The 15,127-nt window shown below is 74.4% G+C and carries 11 protein-coding genes; 1 reads left to right on the top strand and 10 read right to left on the bottom strand.

The features are described 5' to 3' along the window. Window positions 1-37: 37 nt before the first annotated feature. Genes AB0O21_RS37605 through AB0O21_RS37585 form a run of 5 tightly spaced genes read right to left on the bottom strand, consistent with a single transcriptional unit; the run spans window position 38 to window position 10,332 of the window. Window positions 38-2,047, bottom strand: a complete 2,010-nt coding sequence (locus AB0O21_RS37605) for a hypothetical protein (RefSeq protein WP_365179555.1) — start codon at window positions 2,045-2,047, stop codon at window positions 38-40. Beyond that, window positions 2,044-3,183: a VWA domain-containing protein gene (locus AB0O21_RS37600; protein ID WP_365179552.1), complete on the bottom strand. Its 1,140-nt coding sequence runs from the start codon at window positions 3,181-3,183 to the stop codon at window positions 2,044-2,046. The genes AB0O21_RS37605 and AB0O21_RS37600 overlap by 4 nt, the downstream gene beginning before the upstream one ends. Next, window positions 3,180-5,612 (bottom strand): DUF5682 family protein, encoded by a 2,433-nt coding sequence (locus tag AB0O21_RS37595; RefSeq protein ID WP_365179549.1) that lies wholly within the window; start codon window positions 5,610-5,612, stop codon window positions 3,180-3,182. Before AB0O21_RS37595 ends, AB0O21_RS37600 begins: the two co-directional genes overlap by 4 nt. Before the next feature lie 8 nt (window positions 5,613-5,620). Beyond that, a complete protein-coding gene (locus AB0O21_RS37590) occupies window positions 5,621-6,715 on the bottom strand; it encodes an AAA family ATPase (protein ID WP_365179546.1) in 1,095 nt (364 codons plus the stop codon). After that, on the bottom strand, window positions 6,712-10,332 hold the full coding sequence (locus AB0O21_RS37585) for a DUF4132 domain-containing protein (protein WP_365179543.1): 3,621 nt from the start codon (window positions 10,330-10,332) through the stop codon (window positions 6,712-6,714). Before AB0O21_RS37585 ends, AB0O21_RS37590 begins: the two co-directional genes overlap by 4 nt. Before the next feature lie 163 nt (window positions 10,333-10,495). Here AB0O21_RS37585 and AB0O21_RS37580 point away from each other — a divergent pair, with 163 nt between their 5' ends. Beyond that, entirely contained in the window at window positions 10,496-11,260 is a 765-nt protein-coding gene (locus tag AB0O21_RS37580; RefSeq protein WP_365179540.1) for a metallophosphoesterase, read from the top strand. Here the strand turns inward: AB0O21_RS37580 and AB0O21_RS37575 are convergent. The 5 genes from AB0O21_RS37575 to AB0O21_RS37555 form a co-directional block, all read right to left on the bottom strand. Further along, the gene (locus AB0O21_RS37575) at window positions 11,244-11,894 is read right to left on the bottom strand and encodes a hypothetical protein (RefSeq protein WP_365179537.1); all 651 of its coding nucleotides are present in this window, start codon (window positions 11,892-11,894) and stop codon (window positions 11,244-11,246) included. The two genes, AB0O21_RS37580 and AB0O21_RS37575, sit on opposite strands and share 17 nt — an antisense overlap. Next, window positions 11,891-12,313: a DUF6114 domain-containing protein gene (locus tag AB0O21_RS37570; RefSeq protein WP_365179534.1), complete on the bottom strand. Its 423-nt coding sequence runs from the start codon at window positions 12,311-12,313 to the stop codon at window positions 11,891-11,893. Before AB0O21_RS37570 ends, AB0O21_RS37575 begins: the two co-directional genes overlap by 4 nt. Beyond that, window positions 12,304-12,930, bottom strand: coding sequence for a DUF6230 family protein (locus AB0O21_RS37565; RefSeq protein ID WP_365179531.1), 627 nt, complete (start codon window positions 12,928-12,930; stop codon window positions 12,304-12,306). Before AB0O21_RS37565 ends, AB0O21_RS37570 begins: the two co-directional genes overlap by 10 nt. Before the next feature lie 107 nt (window positions 12,931-13,037). Next, window positions 13,038-13,802 (bottom strand): MerR family transcriptional regulator, encoded by a 765-nt coding sequence (locus AB0O21_RS37560; protein WP_365179528.1) that lies wholly within the window; start codon window positions 13,800-13,802, stop codon window positions 13,038-13,040. Window positions 13,803-13,830: 28 nt separating this feature from the next. Further along, entirely contained in the window at window positions 13,831-15,027 is a 1,197-nt protein-coding gene (locus AB0O21_RS37555; RefSeq protein WP_365179592.1) for a methyltransferase, read from the bottom strand. Between the last annotated feature and the right edge of the window lie 100 nt (window positions 15,028-15,127).

Below are 15,127 nucleotides of genomic sequence, written 5' to 3'. Positions count from 1 at the left end.
TTCAAGATCACGAACCGTACGCCAATATACGGGGCGATCACGTGGCCCGGGCATGCAGTTCCAGGGCGCACAGCAGGTGGAGCTGCGCGTCCACCCACGGCCGCGCCGCGGCGCCCGGCCCTTCCTCGCGCAGCACCCCGAGGAAGGCCCCTACGAGGCCGGCAGCGGCCGACAGGCCCGTACGGGCCAGGGCGGCCGCGGCATCCTCGATCAGGGCGCGGGCCGGCTCACCGAGCCCGCGCAGCCCCACGCCCGCCGCCGATGCCAGCGCGGACAGGGCACCCTCCATCGCCTCGGTCAGCGGGTCGCGCGGGCGCGGGACCATGCTCGGCACGAGACGCGAGGCCTCGGCCGGGTCGGCCAGGTCGGGGACGGTCACGCCTTCCGCCGTCAGGACGCCGATCGGGTCGAGCAGCAGCCCCTGGCCCGTCACGCGGACCAGGGCGCTCAGGTGGCGGACCTCGCCCCGGTCGCCGCGCAGGCACTCGGCGAGCACGTCCAGCGCCCCGGGGCTGTACGGATTGTGCGTCGCGGACACCGTCGCGACGGCGCCCCGCGCGTCGCGCACCGTCGCCTCCAGGCGCTGCTCGGCCGGGTCGTAGCCGAGCTCCCCGACCTCGTGGACCTCGACCACGTGGACGGAGCCGGCCTCGGTCCGCGGCCGCACCAGGTACGGCGGCTGCCGGTCCAGCGCCCGGGCGTGCGCGGCGAAGTCCCGTACCAGCAGCGGCGCGGGCAGCTCGGCCCACGCCGAACCGACCGGTGTCACGCTCGTCGTGGCCACCCGGGAGGCGCCGATGGTGACCGACAGGCCGGGCGTACGGGAGGCACGCTCGCTCACCAGGCTGCCGCCGGCCACCGCGCCCAGGGAGGACCCCGCCAGCCTGCGGGCCGCCAGCTCGGGCCCGGTCGGCTCCTGCCCGGGTGCCAGGTCCCACCGGCGGCGCAGCACCAGCCCGGTGCCGGCCCCGGCATGGCCGAGGAACACCTCGGCGGTCCGCTCGCCGGGGCCCCCGCCGATCCGGCAGCCGAGCGCCGTGAGGCGGACGCGGCGCAGCGCGGTGTCGCCCCGCTCCCCGGAGCCGAGCACCTGGGACGCGGCGAGCCCGCTCTCCCGGCCGGCCGCGCGGACCCGGGCGTGGAACTCGGTGATCAGCGCGGCGTACCGCTCGGCCCGGTAGCGGGCACCCCGGGCGGTGTGGTCGTCGAGCTGCTCGATCAGCTCGGTCAGGATCCCGGCGGGCCAGTGCAGGGCCCGGGCGGACAACTCGTCCCGCACCCGGCGCAGGGCCGTGGCCGACACCGGGCCCGCGTGGACCGCGCCGTCCAGGAGCAGGTCGTCCAGCAGCGCGGCCGCCGCACCCAGCTCCGCCGCGCCCGGCCGCGCCCAGCCGCCGCTCCCGCCCACGTCCACCTGGGCCGGCGCAGCGGCGGCACCGGCCTCGGCGGCGGCGCGGAACGCCCACACGGCGAGCGCGATCACCTCCCCGCGGCGGTCGGCGGCGGCGTCGGTGACCGCGTGCCCGATCCCGTCGGGCGCCGGGACCGGGAACCGCACCGTGCAGGTGGGCAGTTCCGCCCAGGCGGCGGGCTCCTCGGCCGCGGGGTGGTGCAGCCGGGCCGTGTAGCCGCGGGCCAGGGCGCGCCGGGCGGAGGCCACCGCGCGCGCTCCGACGGCCGCGCTCAGCGCCTCGTCGTCGATGTCGCCCGGCGACCACGGCTCCCCGTCCGGCTCGCCGGCTTCGGGGGCCGGGGCGTCGGCGGCGGCGCGCTGGCAGGCGAGGACCAGGCCGAGCAGGTGCCGGCAGACCCCGGACGCCCCGCAGGTGCAGGCGCCCTGGTCGAGGCCCGCGCCCGGCGGCAGCGACACCCGCGTGCCGTCCGGGAAGAGGCCGTGGAGGGTGCCGTCGGCCTCGGGGGCCGGGTCCGTGGAGAGCACCGCGCCGGCGCCCGCGTCGAGTTCCTTCGCGGCGCGTTTGACCAGCCCGCGGTTGGCGAGCGCCGCGAGGGTGTCGAAGTCCAGCGCGAGGAGGTCCGTACGGTTCACCGGCCCAGCCTTTCCGCCACGAACTCGGCGAGCTGCCCGGGCGTCATCGCGCCGACGTGCGCGCCGGCGTCGGCGAGCCGCTGCGCGAGCTCGCGGTCGTACGCGGGGTTCGCGTCCTCGTCGAGCGCGGCGAGACCCAGCACGGTCGTGCCCTGCTCGGCCAGCGCGCGGACGCCGCGCACCAGCCGGTACGGGTCGCCGCCCTCGTAGAAGTCGGTGATCAGCGCGACGATGGCGCGCCGCGGGTTGTCGATCAGCCGGGTGCCGTAGTCGACGGCCCGCGCGATGTCGGTGCCGCCGCCGAGCTGCACGCGCATGAGGAGCTCGACCGGGTCGGTGACGTCGCTCGTCAGGTCCACCACGCTGGTGTCGAAGGCGACCAGATGGGTCTTCAGGCCCGGCAGCCCCCACAGGCTCGCGGCCGTGACCGCCGAGTGGATGACCGATTCGACCATGGAACCGGACTGGTCCACCAGCAGGATCAGCTGCCACTGCTCCAGGTGCGGGCGGGTACGCGAATGGAAGCGCGGCTTCTCGATCAGGATGCGGCGCTCGGCTGGCTGGTAGTGCGCCAGGTTGGCGCGGACGGTGCCGCGGAAGTCGAAGTCGCGGGCCGAGGGAAGCAGACTCGGGCGGCGCGAGCGCGTCCCGGAGAACGAGCGCCGGATCTCCGGCTTCAGCTGCTCCAGGAGCCGGCGCACGACCGTCTCCACGATCCGCCGGGCCAGCCGCAGCACCTCGGGGTTCATGAGGTGCTTCGTCCGCAGCACGGCGCGCAGCAGCGTCGCGTTGGGCTCCACGCGCTCCAGCACGGCCGGGTCCGTGACGATCTCGTGGATCTCGTACAGCTCGACGGCGTCCCGTTCCAGCCGTTCGATCGTCTCCTTCGGGAAGAGCCGGTGGATGTCGTCGAGCCAGTCGACCGCGGTCACCGCGGAGGACCCGTCGCCGCCCTCGCGTCCCGTCGCACCGCGGCGGACCCCGCGCCGGGCCTGCTCCGGATCGCGGCCGTAGAGCCAGTCCAGGGCGGCGTCGCGGGCCGCGGCCTCGGGACCGAGCGGGCCGGTGCACCGTTCCGCGGGGGTGCCCAGGATGAGCCGCCACCGCTCCAGGCCGGGATCGGGGGCGGCGGTCACGGCGCCCCCCGCAGGCCGTAGCGGTCGAGGGTGCGCTCCACGTGGTCCTCCAGGGTCCGGGCCCGCGCAATCAGCAGCGGATCGGCGGGGACGCGCAGCAGCGAGCGTGCCGAGCCGCGCAGGCCGCGCCGTTCGATGAGTTGGGCGGCGATCCGCTCGCGCTCCCGGGGCGGGAAGTACGCGAACGCCTGCCGCAGGGCGGGCAGGCCCGCCAGGAAGTCCGCCTCCGGCATGGCGCGGACCAGCTCGTCGAGCACCTCGATCAGCGGTTCGGCCCCGCCGCCCGCGGTCAGTTCCGTACGGGCGAGGGCGAACAGGCCCGCCAGCCAGTCCCCGAGCAGCCGGGGCTCCGTCGCCGCGCGGATCGCGGCGCCCGCGCTCCCGCCGCCCGGGTCGCCGAGCACGCGGCGCAGCCCGAAGGCCGCGCCGCGCAGGTCGGCTGGGGCCGCGGGATCCGCGCTGATCCGGCTGCACACCCCGGCCACCGTCTCCCGCGACACCGACAGCAGCTCCTCGGTGTGCAGCACCGCGTCCCGTACGGCGGTCAGCGCGCGCAGCCGGCCCTGATCGGGCCCGCCCGCGCCCCGAACCCCCTCGGCCAGCCACAGGACGCGGCCGACCGCGGTGTCGACGGCGGTGGCCAGCAGCGGGTCGCGGGCCACGCCGTACACCCGGTCGTGCCGCCACAGCCCCAGCGCCGTGTGCAGGGCCTCGCCGAGCGGCCCGAGCACGGTCGCCCGCCCGAGCCCGGCGCCGAGCTCCGCGATCAGCCGGTCGGACAGGCGGGTGGCGCCGCACACCACGGCGTCGAAGAGCACCCCGGCCAGCGCGCCGGGCTCGGTGCCCGCCGCGCGCATCCGGTCGTCGAGGGCGACGGCCGCGGCCTCCTCGAGGGTCGCGCCGAAGCCGCCCGCCTCGATCAGCGCGGCCTCGCGGCCCGCCGTCGTACGGGGCTCCCAGCACTCGGTGAAGACCGGGTCGGTGCCGTGCGCGGGGCCGCTGACCCGGGCGAAGCCGGGGACGTCCAGCACCCGCAGCCGGTGCAGCACCCGGCTGGTGGCCAGTTCCGCGGGGTCGGTGAGGCGCAGCGTGACGGGGCGGCCCTCGCCCGGTGTCAGGCCCAGCGCGGCCAGCCGGGCCTCGACGTCGTGCACCAGCGGGGGCAGCGGAGTGTCGGGGTGCAGCCGCCCGACGCGGTCGCCACCGCAGGCGGCGACCATCTCCACGACCACCGGGTGGGAGCCGGGGCGCAGCGTGCCGCGCCGGGTCCACGGGAGCGGCTCGTCGAGGGCGTCGGTGATCAGCGCCCCGGCCAGCCCGTCCAGCAGGTCGAGGCGGGTCGGGGACCGGTGCCCGCGCAGCGCGGCCAGACCGAGCGCGGTGCCGTGCGCGGCGATCAGCCCGGCCGTCGACACCGGATGGCCGCGCTCGCGCAGCCGCCCGGCGACGGCCCGCACCAGATCCTCGCCGGCCGCGCCCGGGCCGGCTTCCCACAGCCGCTGGTAGTACGCGGGCGAGGGCATCCCGGACTGGTACCCGGCGAAGGCGTCGAGCTGCCGGAAGGAGTACGGCACGAGGAAACTCCCGCCCACCGCCCCCTCCGGCGGCTCGGGCACCTCCGGCCAGCCTCCGGTGGCCGCGCCGCCACCGGGTCCGTCCGCACGGGGCCCGTCAGCACCGGGCGCGTCACCGGTCGGCCCGCCGCCACCGTGCCGACCGGGCCCCGGCTCCGTGGCACCGCCGTGCCGCTCCGGCCCGCCCGGCACGTCGGCTCCCGTCAGGGCCACCAGGGCGGGCCGGTGGAAGCCGCCCGTGACGACCAGGACCGGGCGGTCGCCGGCCGAGGCGACGGCGGCGCGGACCCAGGAGGCCATGTACTCCTCCCGTGCCCGGTCACCCTCGTCCGCGGCCGCGTCACCGCGCACGACGTCGAAGTACGCCTCCAGCCGGGCCGCGAGCCCGCCCTCCTCGTGCTCGTCCCCGTTCTCGAGTCCGGACTCGAACATCCGGTCCCACAGGGCGTCCACCGAATCGACCTGGAACCGCCGGCACAGCCGGGCCGTCGCCTCGGCGTACCGCGCCTCGGCGTCCGCGTACCGGTTGGTGCGCCCGGCGAACGCCGGGTGCCAGGCGGGCAGGTCGATGAAACGGACCTCCGCCCCCGCGGCCCGGCCCGCCGTGAGCGCCACCCACTCCGGCGAGTAGTCGCACAGCGGCGCCCACGACGTGGCGGCGCGCTCCTCGTCGCGGTAGTGGCTGAACACGGCGATCGGCAGCTCGTGCCCGAGCAGCAGCTCGTCCAGCCGCCCGTTGAGGTCGGCCGGCCCCTCGACCAGCACGTGCGCGGGCCGCAGCTCCTCGATGGTGCGGGCGACCAGGCGTGCGCACGCGGGGGAGTGGTGGCGTACGCCGAGGAAGGTGGCGCTCATCGGAAGCCTCAGCCCGCCAGGAGGTGGCGGGAGGCGTGCAGGGCCTTCCACTGCGCCCCGCCCCGCTTGGCCACCCGCTGTTCGAGGTAGCGGCGCAGCCGGGCCAGGTCCTCCGGGCTGTCCTTGGCAGCCGTACCGGCCAGGCAGGTCACCAGATCGGCCGCGTCGCCCGGCTCGCCGCGCAGGAACCAGCCCCGTACGCCCACCGCGTGGGCCACCGACACGGCCTCGGCCGTGCTCATGACCGACGAGAGCCGGTCCGTGGCCGCGCCGTCACCGCCGATTCCGGAGCGCAGCTCGCGGAAGGTGGTGACGAGCACCTCCATGATGTCCCGGTCGGGCACCGCGGCCACGCCCGAACGGTGCAGCAGCGCCGTCGCCTCGGCCTCGACCAGGGCGATCTCGGTGTCCAGATCGGCGATGGGGAACACGGTCTCGTAGTTGAAGCGGCGCTTGAGCGCGGCGCTCATCTCGTTGACCCCGCGGTCCCGGGTGTTCGCCGTCGCGATCACGTTGAACCCCTGGCGGGCGAAGACCATCCCGTCCGGGCCCTCCAGCTCCGGAATGGCCACCACCCGCTCCGACAGCAAGGACAGCAGCGAGTCCTGCACCTCCAGCGGGCACCGGGTGATCTCCTCGAACCGCACGAGCCGGCCCTCCCGCATCCCGCTCAGCATGGGCGCGGGCACCAGCGAACGCTGCGAGGGTCCCTCGGACACGAGCAGGGCGTAGTTCCACGAGTACTTGATCTGGTCCTCGGTCGTCGCCGCGCCGCCCTGGACGATCAGCGTGGAATCGCCGCTCACGGCCGCCGCGATCAGCTCCGACAGCAGCGATTTGGCCGTGCCCGGCTCGCCCACCAGCATCAGGCCCCGGTTGGTCGCGAGCGCCACCAGGGCCCGCTCGACCAGGGCCGTGTCGCCGACGAACTTGCGGCCGATGCCCGCTTCCTCGTCCCCGACGATGAAGCGGCGGGCGGCCCGCAGGCTCAACTGCCAGCCCGGCGGGCGGTGATCGGTGTCCGAGGCCCGCAGCGCGGCGAGCTCCTCCGCGTAGCGGACCTCGGCGGGCGGCCGCTGCAACTCCTGCGTGGTGGTGGTCATGACGTGATCTCCGTCAGGTCGGCCAGCACCTCGGACACGATGACCGGGGACAGGTCACCGAACTTCAGCGAGTACGTGCGGGAGGACCAGTGGTCGCCGGGCCGGGTGTCGAGCCAGATGGTCTCCAGCTCCTGGTCCGGGAACTCGTCGATCATCCCGACCGCGATGCCCTCGCCCAGCTGGATCACCAGATAGCGCTCGGGTCCCAGCCGCCGGAAGAACCACCGTTCCACGCCTGCGTCCTGCGGCTCGCCGCGCTCCCAGCCGCGCTTCTGCAGCCCGAGCAGCTTGCCGACGGGCACCGTGACGCCTTCGAAGCGGGTCAGCCGCGCGCCGCCGGCCTCCTCCTCGGTCGGCGCCAGCACCGGCCGGCCGAGCTGCGGGAACGGCTGCACGATCTCGTAGTCCGCGAACAGCTCGGCCCAGGCCGCCAGATCGCCCTCCAGGTGCAAGGGGTGCGCCAGGGTGATGGTGGCGTCGTCCGCGAACTTCACCGCCTCGTCCTCGACATCGGCGTACGTACGGTCCTCGGCGACCCGGAACGCGGTCACCCCGCCCTCCGCCCCGGCCAGCCAGACCAGGCGCCGCACCAGGTGCCACACCAGAGGATGGTCCACGAACAGCTGCCGGAACTCGGCGCCCGTCCACGAGCGCCCGTCCACCATCGCGGCCTCCAGGCGCCGCACCTGGTCCGAGGCGATCGTCCGCACGTCCTTCTTCAGCGCCATGAACCGCTTGCGCTCGTCGGCCGCGAGCTCCGCCTCGTCCCGGGCGCCAGGCCGCGGGAGGTCCTTCAGCCGCCGGCCTTCCTCGTCCAGCACGTACGGCTTGAGCTGCTCGTCGAAGCCGACCGTGAAGCGGCGCGTGCCGTAGTCGACGACCGTGCTGCCGTCCGCGTCGAGACCGAGGTCCGGCACCAAGCGGTCGGACAGCTGCTCACCGGTGAGCCCCAGTTCGGCGGCGACCTCGGAGATCTTCTCCTGAGCACGGCGCTTCAGCGCCTTGAACTTCACGCGCTGCGCGATCCCGTGCAGGTGCAGCAGTGCGACGTCGCTGCCGATCGACGCCAGGACGTCGAGACCGTCGACCGCCCGGTGGTGGGCGCCCTCGCCGGGCCAGGCGCGGATCACCGGGGTGAGGGCGCGCACGGTCCCGTCGTCCCCGAAGCGGCCGAGCGCGTGCAGCGCCCACGCCTCCTTGGGCGGCATCCCGGCGAGCCGCCATTCCGCGAACAGCGCCCACGCGAAGGCGGCCAGGGACTCCCTCGTGCACAGCTCCCGTACCTGCTCCAGCCCGGGGAACACCGCACTCGGCGTGGACACCGCGAGCATGGTCAGCACGTGCCCGGTCGCCGAAGCGGGCAGCGCCCCACCGGACTTCAGCAGGATCTGCGGCAGCGCCTGCGGATCGGCCCACCCGGCCGGCCTGGGCATGCGGGCGGGCAGCGCCGCCTCCAGCGGATCGGTGCCCAGCAGCACCTCCATCGCCTCGGAGGCCTCCGCACCGTACTCCGCCGCCGCCTCCCGTACGGCGTTCGCCCCGTGCGCCGCGACGATCACCAGCAGGGCCCGCTCGGCGGCAGTCCGCTCCGTGCCCGGCGTGCCCAGCGCGTCGGGGACCAGCAGCCGGGCCGCGTCGGCGCCGTGCCGGACGAACCAGGACCGGGCCGTCTCACCCGCGACCTTCAGCCGTACCAGCCACTCGGACATCAGCCGTGCCACGGCCGGGTCGAGGAACGGGAGGAGGAGCGGTGCCATGCCGGTCGGGCTGTCGGTGGCCAGGCGCACGGCCACGGGCAGCGCGGCCAGCTCGTGACGGGCGATCAGCGGTTTGTAGGAGCTGATCCCGTCGTAGCCGTACGTGGTGCACTTCCAGTTGGCGAGCAGCGGACGGACCTGCTCGGCGGGGCCCTTGAGGAACACCGCCGCTGCCTCCCACCCCCTGTGCCGCACACCGTTGCGCAGGTTCTCGATGTAGGTCTCCATCGGGTCGTGCGGCACCCAGCTGTTGACCCACGACTCCGTGGCGGCCCATGCCTCCCGCTCGCCCGTCCGCCAGGAGATGCGCGCCCCGGCCGGCGCCACCAGCCCGGTCACCACACGGGGCTTGACCACCGTCCGCTTGCGCGTCCACGGCGGGCTGGTCAGCAGGGGAGGCAGTGCGTCGGCCGGCACCTCCGCCACCCGTCCCGCCCGGTTCACGAGGGGATCGATGACCTCGGCGATCTCCTCCGGGAGGGTCGGCAGCAGGGCGAAGGCGAGGTCCCGGTGGGCGGCGACGTGCCCGACCAGCAGCTGGCCGGCCATCGAGGCCGAAGCCCCGGTGCCGAGCGACGCCCGCGCCAGCAGGCGCAGCGCCCGCGCCGGGTAGCGGCGCGCCGCGGCGGTCAGGGACGCCCGTACGTGCTTGTTGTCCAGGCGGTCGGCCAGGTAGCCGAAGGCCTCGTCGGAGGGCAGTTCGGCGAGGGAGCCGGCCATCAGCTTGGTGTCGTCCGTGTCGACGTACTGCCCGTTCAGCTCGGCGGCCAGCAGCGGAGCCATCGCCGCGCCCACGCCTTCCGCGAGCGTGGCGACGAGGGCCGCGTTCCAGCCCCGCCAGCCGAGCGCCACCCGCCCGCCGAACACGGCGACCTGCTCGGGCGACCCCAGGGAGCACAGCAGCATCTCCCGCACGGCCCGCTCCGGGTGGGTGCGGACGGCCGGATCGGCGCAGCACTCCTCCACCCACTCCCGCTCGGAGGGGGCGATGAAGCACGACGCCACGTACTGGCGCGTGGTCCGCCGGGCCCTCGAGAGGCCGGCGACGGCGGCCCGGTACGTCTCTTCGTCCGCCACGGACAACAGGGCCCTGACGCGCTCCAGGGCCGGCTGCGTGGGCTCCCTGCCCCAGCCGCCGTTGGCGGGGTCGTGGTCGGGGTTCGTGCCGACCCCGTCGATGAAGTTCCTCCTGTTCCCCGCCGTCCACAGGGGCCGGACCTCGGGCAGCTCGGCCGCCGCGCGTGCGGCGAACGGCAGCCCGAACTCGGCCACCCAGGCGTCCGCGAAGACACTGAAGGAGCGGAGGTGATGGGTCAGCAGCTTCGCGAGGACCGCGGCGCCCAGCGGGCTGGGGCTGCCGGACTGATGGGCCCGCGCGGCCTCGACGAGCTCGGGGTCGCTCTGCGCGGAGGAGAGCGCCCGCTCGATCGTCTCCGCGTCGAGGCCGAGCCACTCGCGCACCTGCTGCGGCGCGCTCCCGTCGACCTCGCGCACGGTCCGGGTCACCCCGCCGCGCCGCGGCAGCAGGTTCCGCTTCCATGCGGCAGGCAGGATGAAAGAGTCCTCGTCCGCGGGGGCGACGGGTACGGCCGAGGCGGCGGGCACGTCCGCGGCGACCGCCGCCACGGTGGCGGGAGAACCGGCGTCCGCGGTCGCGCCGACCTCCGCGTACCCCTTCCGCTCCTTCTCCGCTATCGACTTGACCAGGTGCGACTGTGCGTCAGCGGCGGAGCCGAACTCCTTGACCCGGGTCTGCCCGGCCGTCCCGGTGCGCCCGAAACGGACGGTCACCGAGGTGCCCTCCGCCTCGGCCTCCCAGAACTTGGCCGAGCCTCCGTCGACGTACTCCCAGCGCCGCACGCTGCCTCCCCTTGTCGCGCGTGATCAGTTGACCGAACAGTAAACGGCCCCTCTGACAACGGGTCCCCGGGGCGGCGTCCGGGGCGCGGGCAGCCCTTCCGGATGGTGCGGGCACCTATCCTGCATCGACATCTCTCGACCAGAGACCAAGGAGGCATCGCCCGTGATCGTGATCGCCCATCTCAGCGACATCCATCTCGACGGCGACCGTCGCGCGGCCGACCGCACGCGCGCCGTGATGGAGTACCTCGACAAACTGCCGTACGATCTCGACGCCGTGCTGGTCAGCGGGGACATAGCCGACCACGCCCGGGACGGTGAGTACGAGGAGGCCGCCGAACTGCTGGGCTCGCGGCACCCGCTGGTCGTCTGTCCCGGCAACCACGACGACCGGGCCGCGTTCCGCCGCGGCCTGCTGGCCGAGCCGGCCCCGTCGGCGGACCCCGTCGACCAGGTGCTGCGCGGTGAGGGCTTCGTGCTCGCGGTGTGCGACTCCTCCGTACCGGGCGAGGACCACGGCTTCCTGGAGGAGTCCACCCTGTCCTGGCTGGACGGCATCCTGGCGGGCACTTCGCGCGAGACCCCGGTCCTGGTGGCCTTCCACCACCCACCGGTCCCGCTGAACGTCCCGTACGTGGACGGGATCCGCCAGTTCGGCGAGGAGCGGCTCGCCGCACTCGTCGAGCGGCACCCGCACCTGACCGCGTTCCTGTGCGGGCACGCGCACACCGCGGCGGCCACGACGTTCGCGGGCCGGCCGCTGCTGGTGGCGCCGGGCGTGGTCTCCACCGTCCGGCTGCCCTGGGAGGCCCGGTCGGGGGCCTCCGAGCACGTCCACCTCGACGAGCCGCCGGCCGTCGCCTTCCATGTGATCGGGGACGACGGCCGGCTGACGACCCATTACCGGGTGGTCACGGCCCCACGGTGATCTGCTGGGCGGGGTCGGTCGAATCGGTGACGAGGTAGACCGCGTTGAAGGTGGACGAGGTCGCGCTCGTCGGACAGCCGAAGCCGCCGGTGACCTTGACGGGTACGGACGCGTTGGTGAAGGTCAGGCTCGGCGGGGCGCCGTTGGCCCACGTTCCGCCGACGTTCGCCGCGGCGGTGGGCGCCGCGGTGACCGTACAGCTGGCGAGCCCGCTCGTCCTGACCACCAGGCCGCCGGCCGGCACGGTCATGGTGGCGGTGACGGGCGAGCCGTTCTGCATCGCCACCGTCCAGGCTCCGCTGGTGGTGACCGTCGGGGTCACGCCCGGCATGCTGGAGGTGCAGGAGCTGTACGTCGGGGCCGAGATCGGGGACGAAACGGGCCCGGCCCCGTTCTGGTTGCCGGGGGCGGCCGGCACCGCACCGGTGGAGACGGAGACCGAGCAGGTCACCGTGACCGAACCGGCCTTGAGGGTGGCCTTCCCGCTGAGGGTGGCCTTGAAGGCGTGTCCGGCCGGGGTCACGGTGGTGGACCCGGCCGCGGGTAACGGGGCCGCGGAGGCGGTGAACGAGGCCAGCGAAAGCGCCGCGGCGGCGGCCGTTCCGAGGGCTAGGGCGGTGCGCGTACGGCTCATGGCTGTGCTCCTTGGGGATCCTGGTGCGCGGTGGGGGAGGGGAGCGGTGCGGGAGGCGGCGAAGCTTCGCGGAACGGCTGCCAGGCGAACATCAGACCGCCGCCGAGGATGCCGAGCAGGGTGCCGATCAGGAACCCGCCGAGGTTCGACAGGACCAGCGCGGCCATGGCGATCAGGGTGGTGAGGACACCCGCGAGGCCGCGTTGAGCGGGCGAGAACCAGGCGGTGAGGCCGAGCACGATCATCACGGCGCCCATCAGGACGGACGGGATCCCCGCCACCCCCTGCTGGAGCATGACCTTCAACGGCGCCAGCGGCAGGACGCAGATCCAGGCCCCGGCGAGGACGGTGAACAGCCCGCCCCAGAAGGGTCTGCCGCGCCGCCACTGCCTGCACCGCCCACGGCGGCTCAGAAGCATTCCTTCTTGCCCTTGGCTATGTCCATGCTCAGCCCGGAGAGCTTGAAGGTGCCGGCGTTGGTCGCCCACGCCGTCTGCTTCAGATCGGTGATGCGCACCGTGTCCGCCTGCTGGCCGAAGAGGTCCTGCATGCCCTGGGCGTCGGCCGGGCCCTTGTCGAGGGTGGAGGCGTCCCGCCCGATCTCGATGTTGGTGAAGACCGCGTCACCGGCGAGCTGGGTGGCGTCGACGAACAGGTTGCTCGCCTCGACGGGCTTGTCCCGGCCGGCCGTCAGGTTGAGCGAGATGTCGCCGATGACCGGGAGCGAGGTGACCACCGACTGGCACAGGCTGTTCAGCCTGGCCTCCCGGATGGCGGTGACGGCCACCGGGATGAGCTCCTCGCGGGCGTTGACGTCGACGCTGCCGTACTGGGCGAAGCCCTCGCCCTCCAGGCTCTTCGCCGACACCTTGAACTGCTGCCCGGATACCGCGAAGGAGGCGGCGAGCGCGCCCTGCGCGAGGGCGATGCCGAGGCCGGCGGTGACGGCCACGGCGGGGACGGTCAGGAGGGCGAAGCGGCGCCAGCGGACGCCGCCCGCGCCGGATACGTCGGATAAGTGCGGGGAATCTGTCATGAGATCGACCCTTATTTCGGCTGTGCACCGTTGTTACCGACGAGTTGAATGTAAGAGTGCCAATGGAGGTTGGCAAGGTTGTGCGAGCACACCCTTTGAGCCGACTCCTACTGCTCCGTACGCAGCAGTTCGGCGACCTCCGCGTCCACCCTCCGGGCCATCGCCCGGGCGAACTCGGTGGCCACGACCTCCCCGGCCACGGGCCGCAGCGCGGCTACCGCCTCGGTGACGTGCCGGAGCTGCGTGGCCGAAAGCCGCTCCAGGCCCTCCGGACAGATCACATGCTGCCGGAACAGCGCGACGAACCGGTCCGCGAGCGCGGCCGCCTGCGTCTGTACGAAGTCACCCGCGTCCAGGATCTCGGCCAGCGGCACCCCCTGCCGCACCAGGGTCAGCGTTGCGTCCAGCAGCCGCCGGCTCGGGTGGGTGACCAGGTCCCCCTCGACCGTGACGTACCCCAACTCCGCCGCCCGCCGGGTGTCCTCGGCCGTCGCCGTCGGCCCGAACAGCTCCCGCAGCTCGGCCCGGGTCATCGTGACCGGCTCCTCCCGCAGCCAGTCCCGGGTCATCTCCCGCTCCAGGCCCAGCAGCCCGGACAGTCCGCCGCCGCCCTCCCAGGCGTGCAGCAGCTCGCCGATGCCGTTGACCGTGTAACCGCGGCCCAGCAGGTCGCTGATGAGCCGCAGCCGGGTCAGGTGGTCCTCGGAGTACCAGGCGATCCGGCCCTCCCGGCGCGGCGGCGGCAGCAGCCCGCGCTCCTGGTAGTAGCGCAGGTTGCGCACCTTGACGCCGGCCGCCCGGGCCACGTCCTCCCGGCGGTAGCGCCCGCCGTCCTTCGTGCCCGTGTCATTGCTCTCCGCCTGGCTGCTCACGCGGCGAAGCATAAGAGCTACCGGCAGGTCACATGGGGCGTGAGGACTCGCGCCGCTTGACCGCCCGCAGCACCACGAACTTCGGCTCGCTCGCGACGACTTCGCTGTTGCCGAACAGCCGGCGCAGATGGGTGTGGTAGCCCATGTGCCGGTTCGCGACGACCCACAGTTCGCCGCCCGGGCGCAGCACCTTCCGCGACTGCGCGAACATCCGCAGCGCCGTCGCGTCCGTCGTCGCCTGGTGGGAGTGGAAGGGCGGGTTGCTCAGCACCAGGTCGACGGAGCCGGGCGACAGCATCGCCACGCCGTCGCCGACGTGGAACTCGGCCGTCCGCCGGCCCTCGCGCACGTTCGCCTTGTACGTGGCCCGCGCCGAGGCGATCGCCTGGTACGACTCGTCGGTGAAGACGACCTCCGCGTCCGGATCGTGGACCTGCACCGCCGTGCCGACGACGCCGTTGCCGCAGCCCAGGTCGACGACCCGGGCACCGTCGGTGTTCGTCGGCAGGTTCTGCAGGAAGAAGCGGGTGCCGATGTCCAGCCGGTCGGCGCAGAAGATCCCGGCGTGGTTGACGACGGTCAGGCCCGAGGCCGAGCCCGCCTCCCCGTCCACCGTGTACGACAGCGGCCACGGGTCGGCAGCCACGGGCCGGACGGCCCCGGGGGCGTCCGGCGTGCAGAAGATCAGCCGGGCCTTCTTCTCCGCGAGCGAGGTCTTCGTCGGGCCGAGGATCTTCTCGAAGAGCCGCAGCGTCGAGGTGTGGATCTCCTTGACCATGCCGGCGCCGACGACGACGGTGCCCGCGTGCACGTGCGGAGCCAGCCGGTACAGCTGGTCCTCCAGCAGCGCCAGGCTCTTGGGCACGCGCACCAGCAGTACGTCGATCCGCTCGGGCGGCGGGTCCTGCGTGGTCAGCAGCGTCACCGTGCTCTTGGCGGTGCCGATGCCGGCCCGGTCCAGGTTCGCGGCCGTGGCGGACCGGCTCAGCGCGGAATCGGTGATCTGCGTCGGGTGGTAGGCGGCGAGCGCCGTGGTCAGCGCCCCCCAGCGGTCCCCGAGCACGGTGATCCGGCCGGCGGCGGCCAGGTCCACCGGGCCGCGCTCCCCGGTACCGGCGTCGAGGTGGCGCAGCAGGTACTCGTCGGCGGCGTCCCAGGCGCGGAGCCGGTCGCGCGGGTCCTCGGGGAAGCGGGTGAGCTCGTAGGAGCCGAAGGGCGTGATCAGGCGGTTCATATACGACCCAGGCTAACCGAGCCGGGCCCCGGGCCCCCCCCCCCCCCGCGCGGGGGGGGGGGGGGGGGGCCCCGGGGGGGCCCCCCCCCCC

Origin of the sequence: Streptomyces sp. NPDC091371 (genome assembly GCF_040684275.1) — a bacterium.
Lineage (GTDB): Bacteria > Actinomycetota > Actinomycetes > Streptomycetales > Streptomycetaceae > Streptomyces.
Note: the sequence above shows the minus strand (reverse complement) of the source record. Positions and strands in the feature narration are given on the sequence as shown.

Bases quoted from the DNA above. Each gene is read 5' to 3' on its own strand.
- AB0O21_RS37595 (WP_365179549.1), bottom strand. From the start codon at position 5,612: ATGAGCGCCACCTTCCTCGGCGTACGCCACCACTCCCCCGCGTGCGCA.
- AB0O21_RS37590 (WP_365179546.1), bottom strand. From the start codon at position 6,715: ATGACCACCACCACGCAGGAGTTGCAGCGGCCGCCCGCCGAGGTCCGC.
- AB0O21_RS37575 (WP_365179537.1), bottom strand. From the start codon at position 11,894: ATGAGCCGTACGCGCACCGCCCTAGCCCTCGGAACGGCCGCCGCCGCG.
- AB0O21_RS37570 (WP_365179534.1), bottom strand. From the start codon at position 12,313: ATGCTTCTGAGCCGCCGTGGGCGGTGCAGGCAGTGGCGGCGCGGCAGA.
- AB0O21_RS37565 (WP_365179531.1), bottom strand. From the start codon at position 12,930: ATGACAGATTCCCCGCACTTATCCGACGTATCCGGCGCGGGCGGCGTC.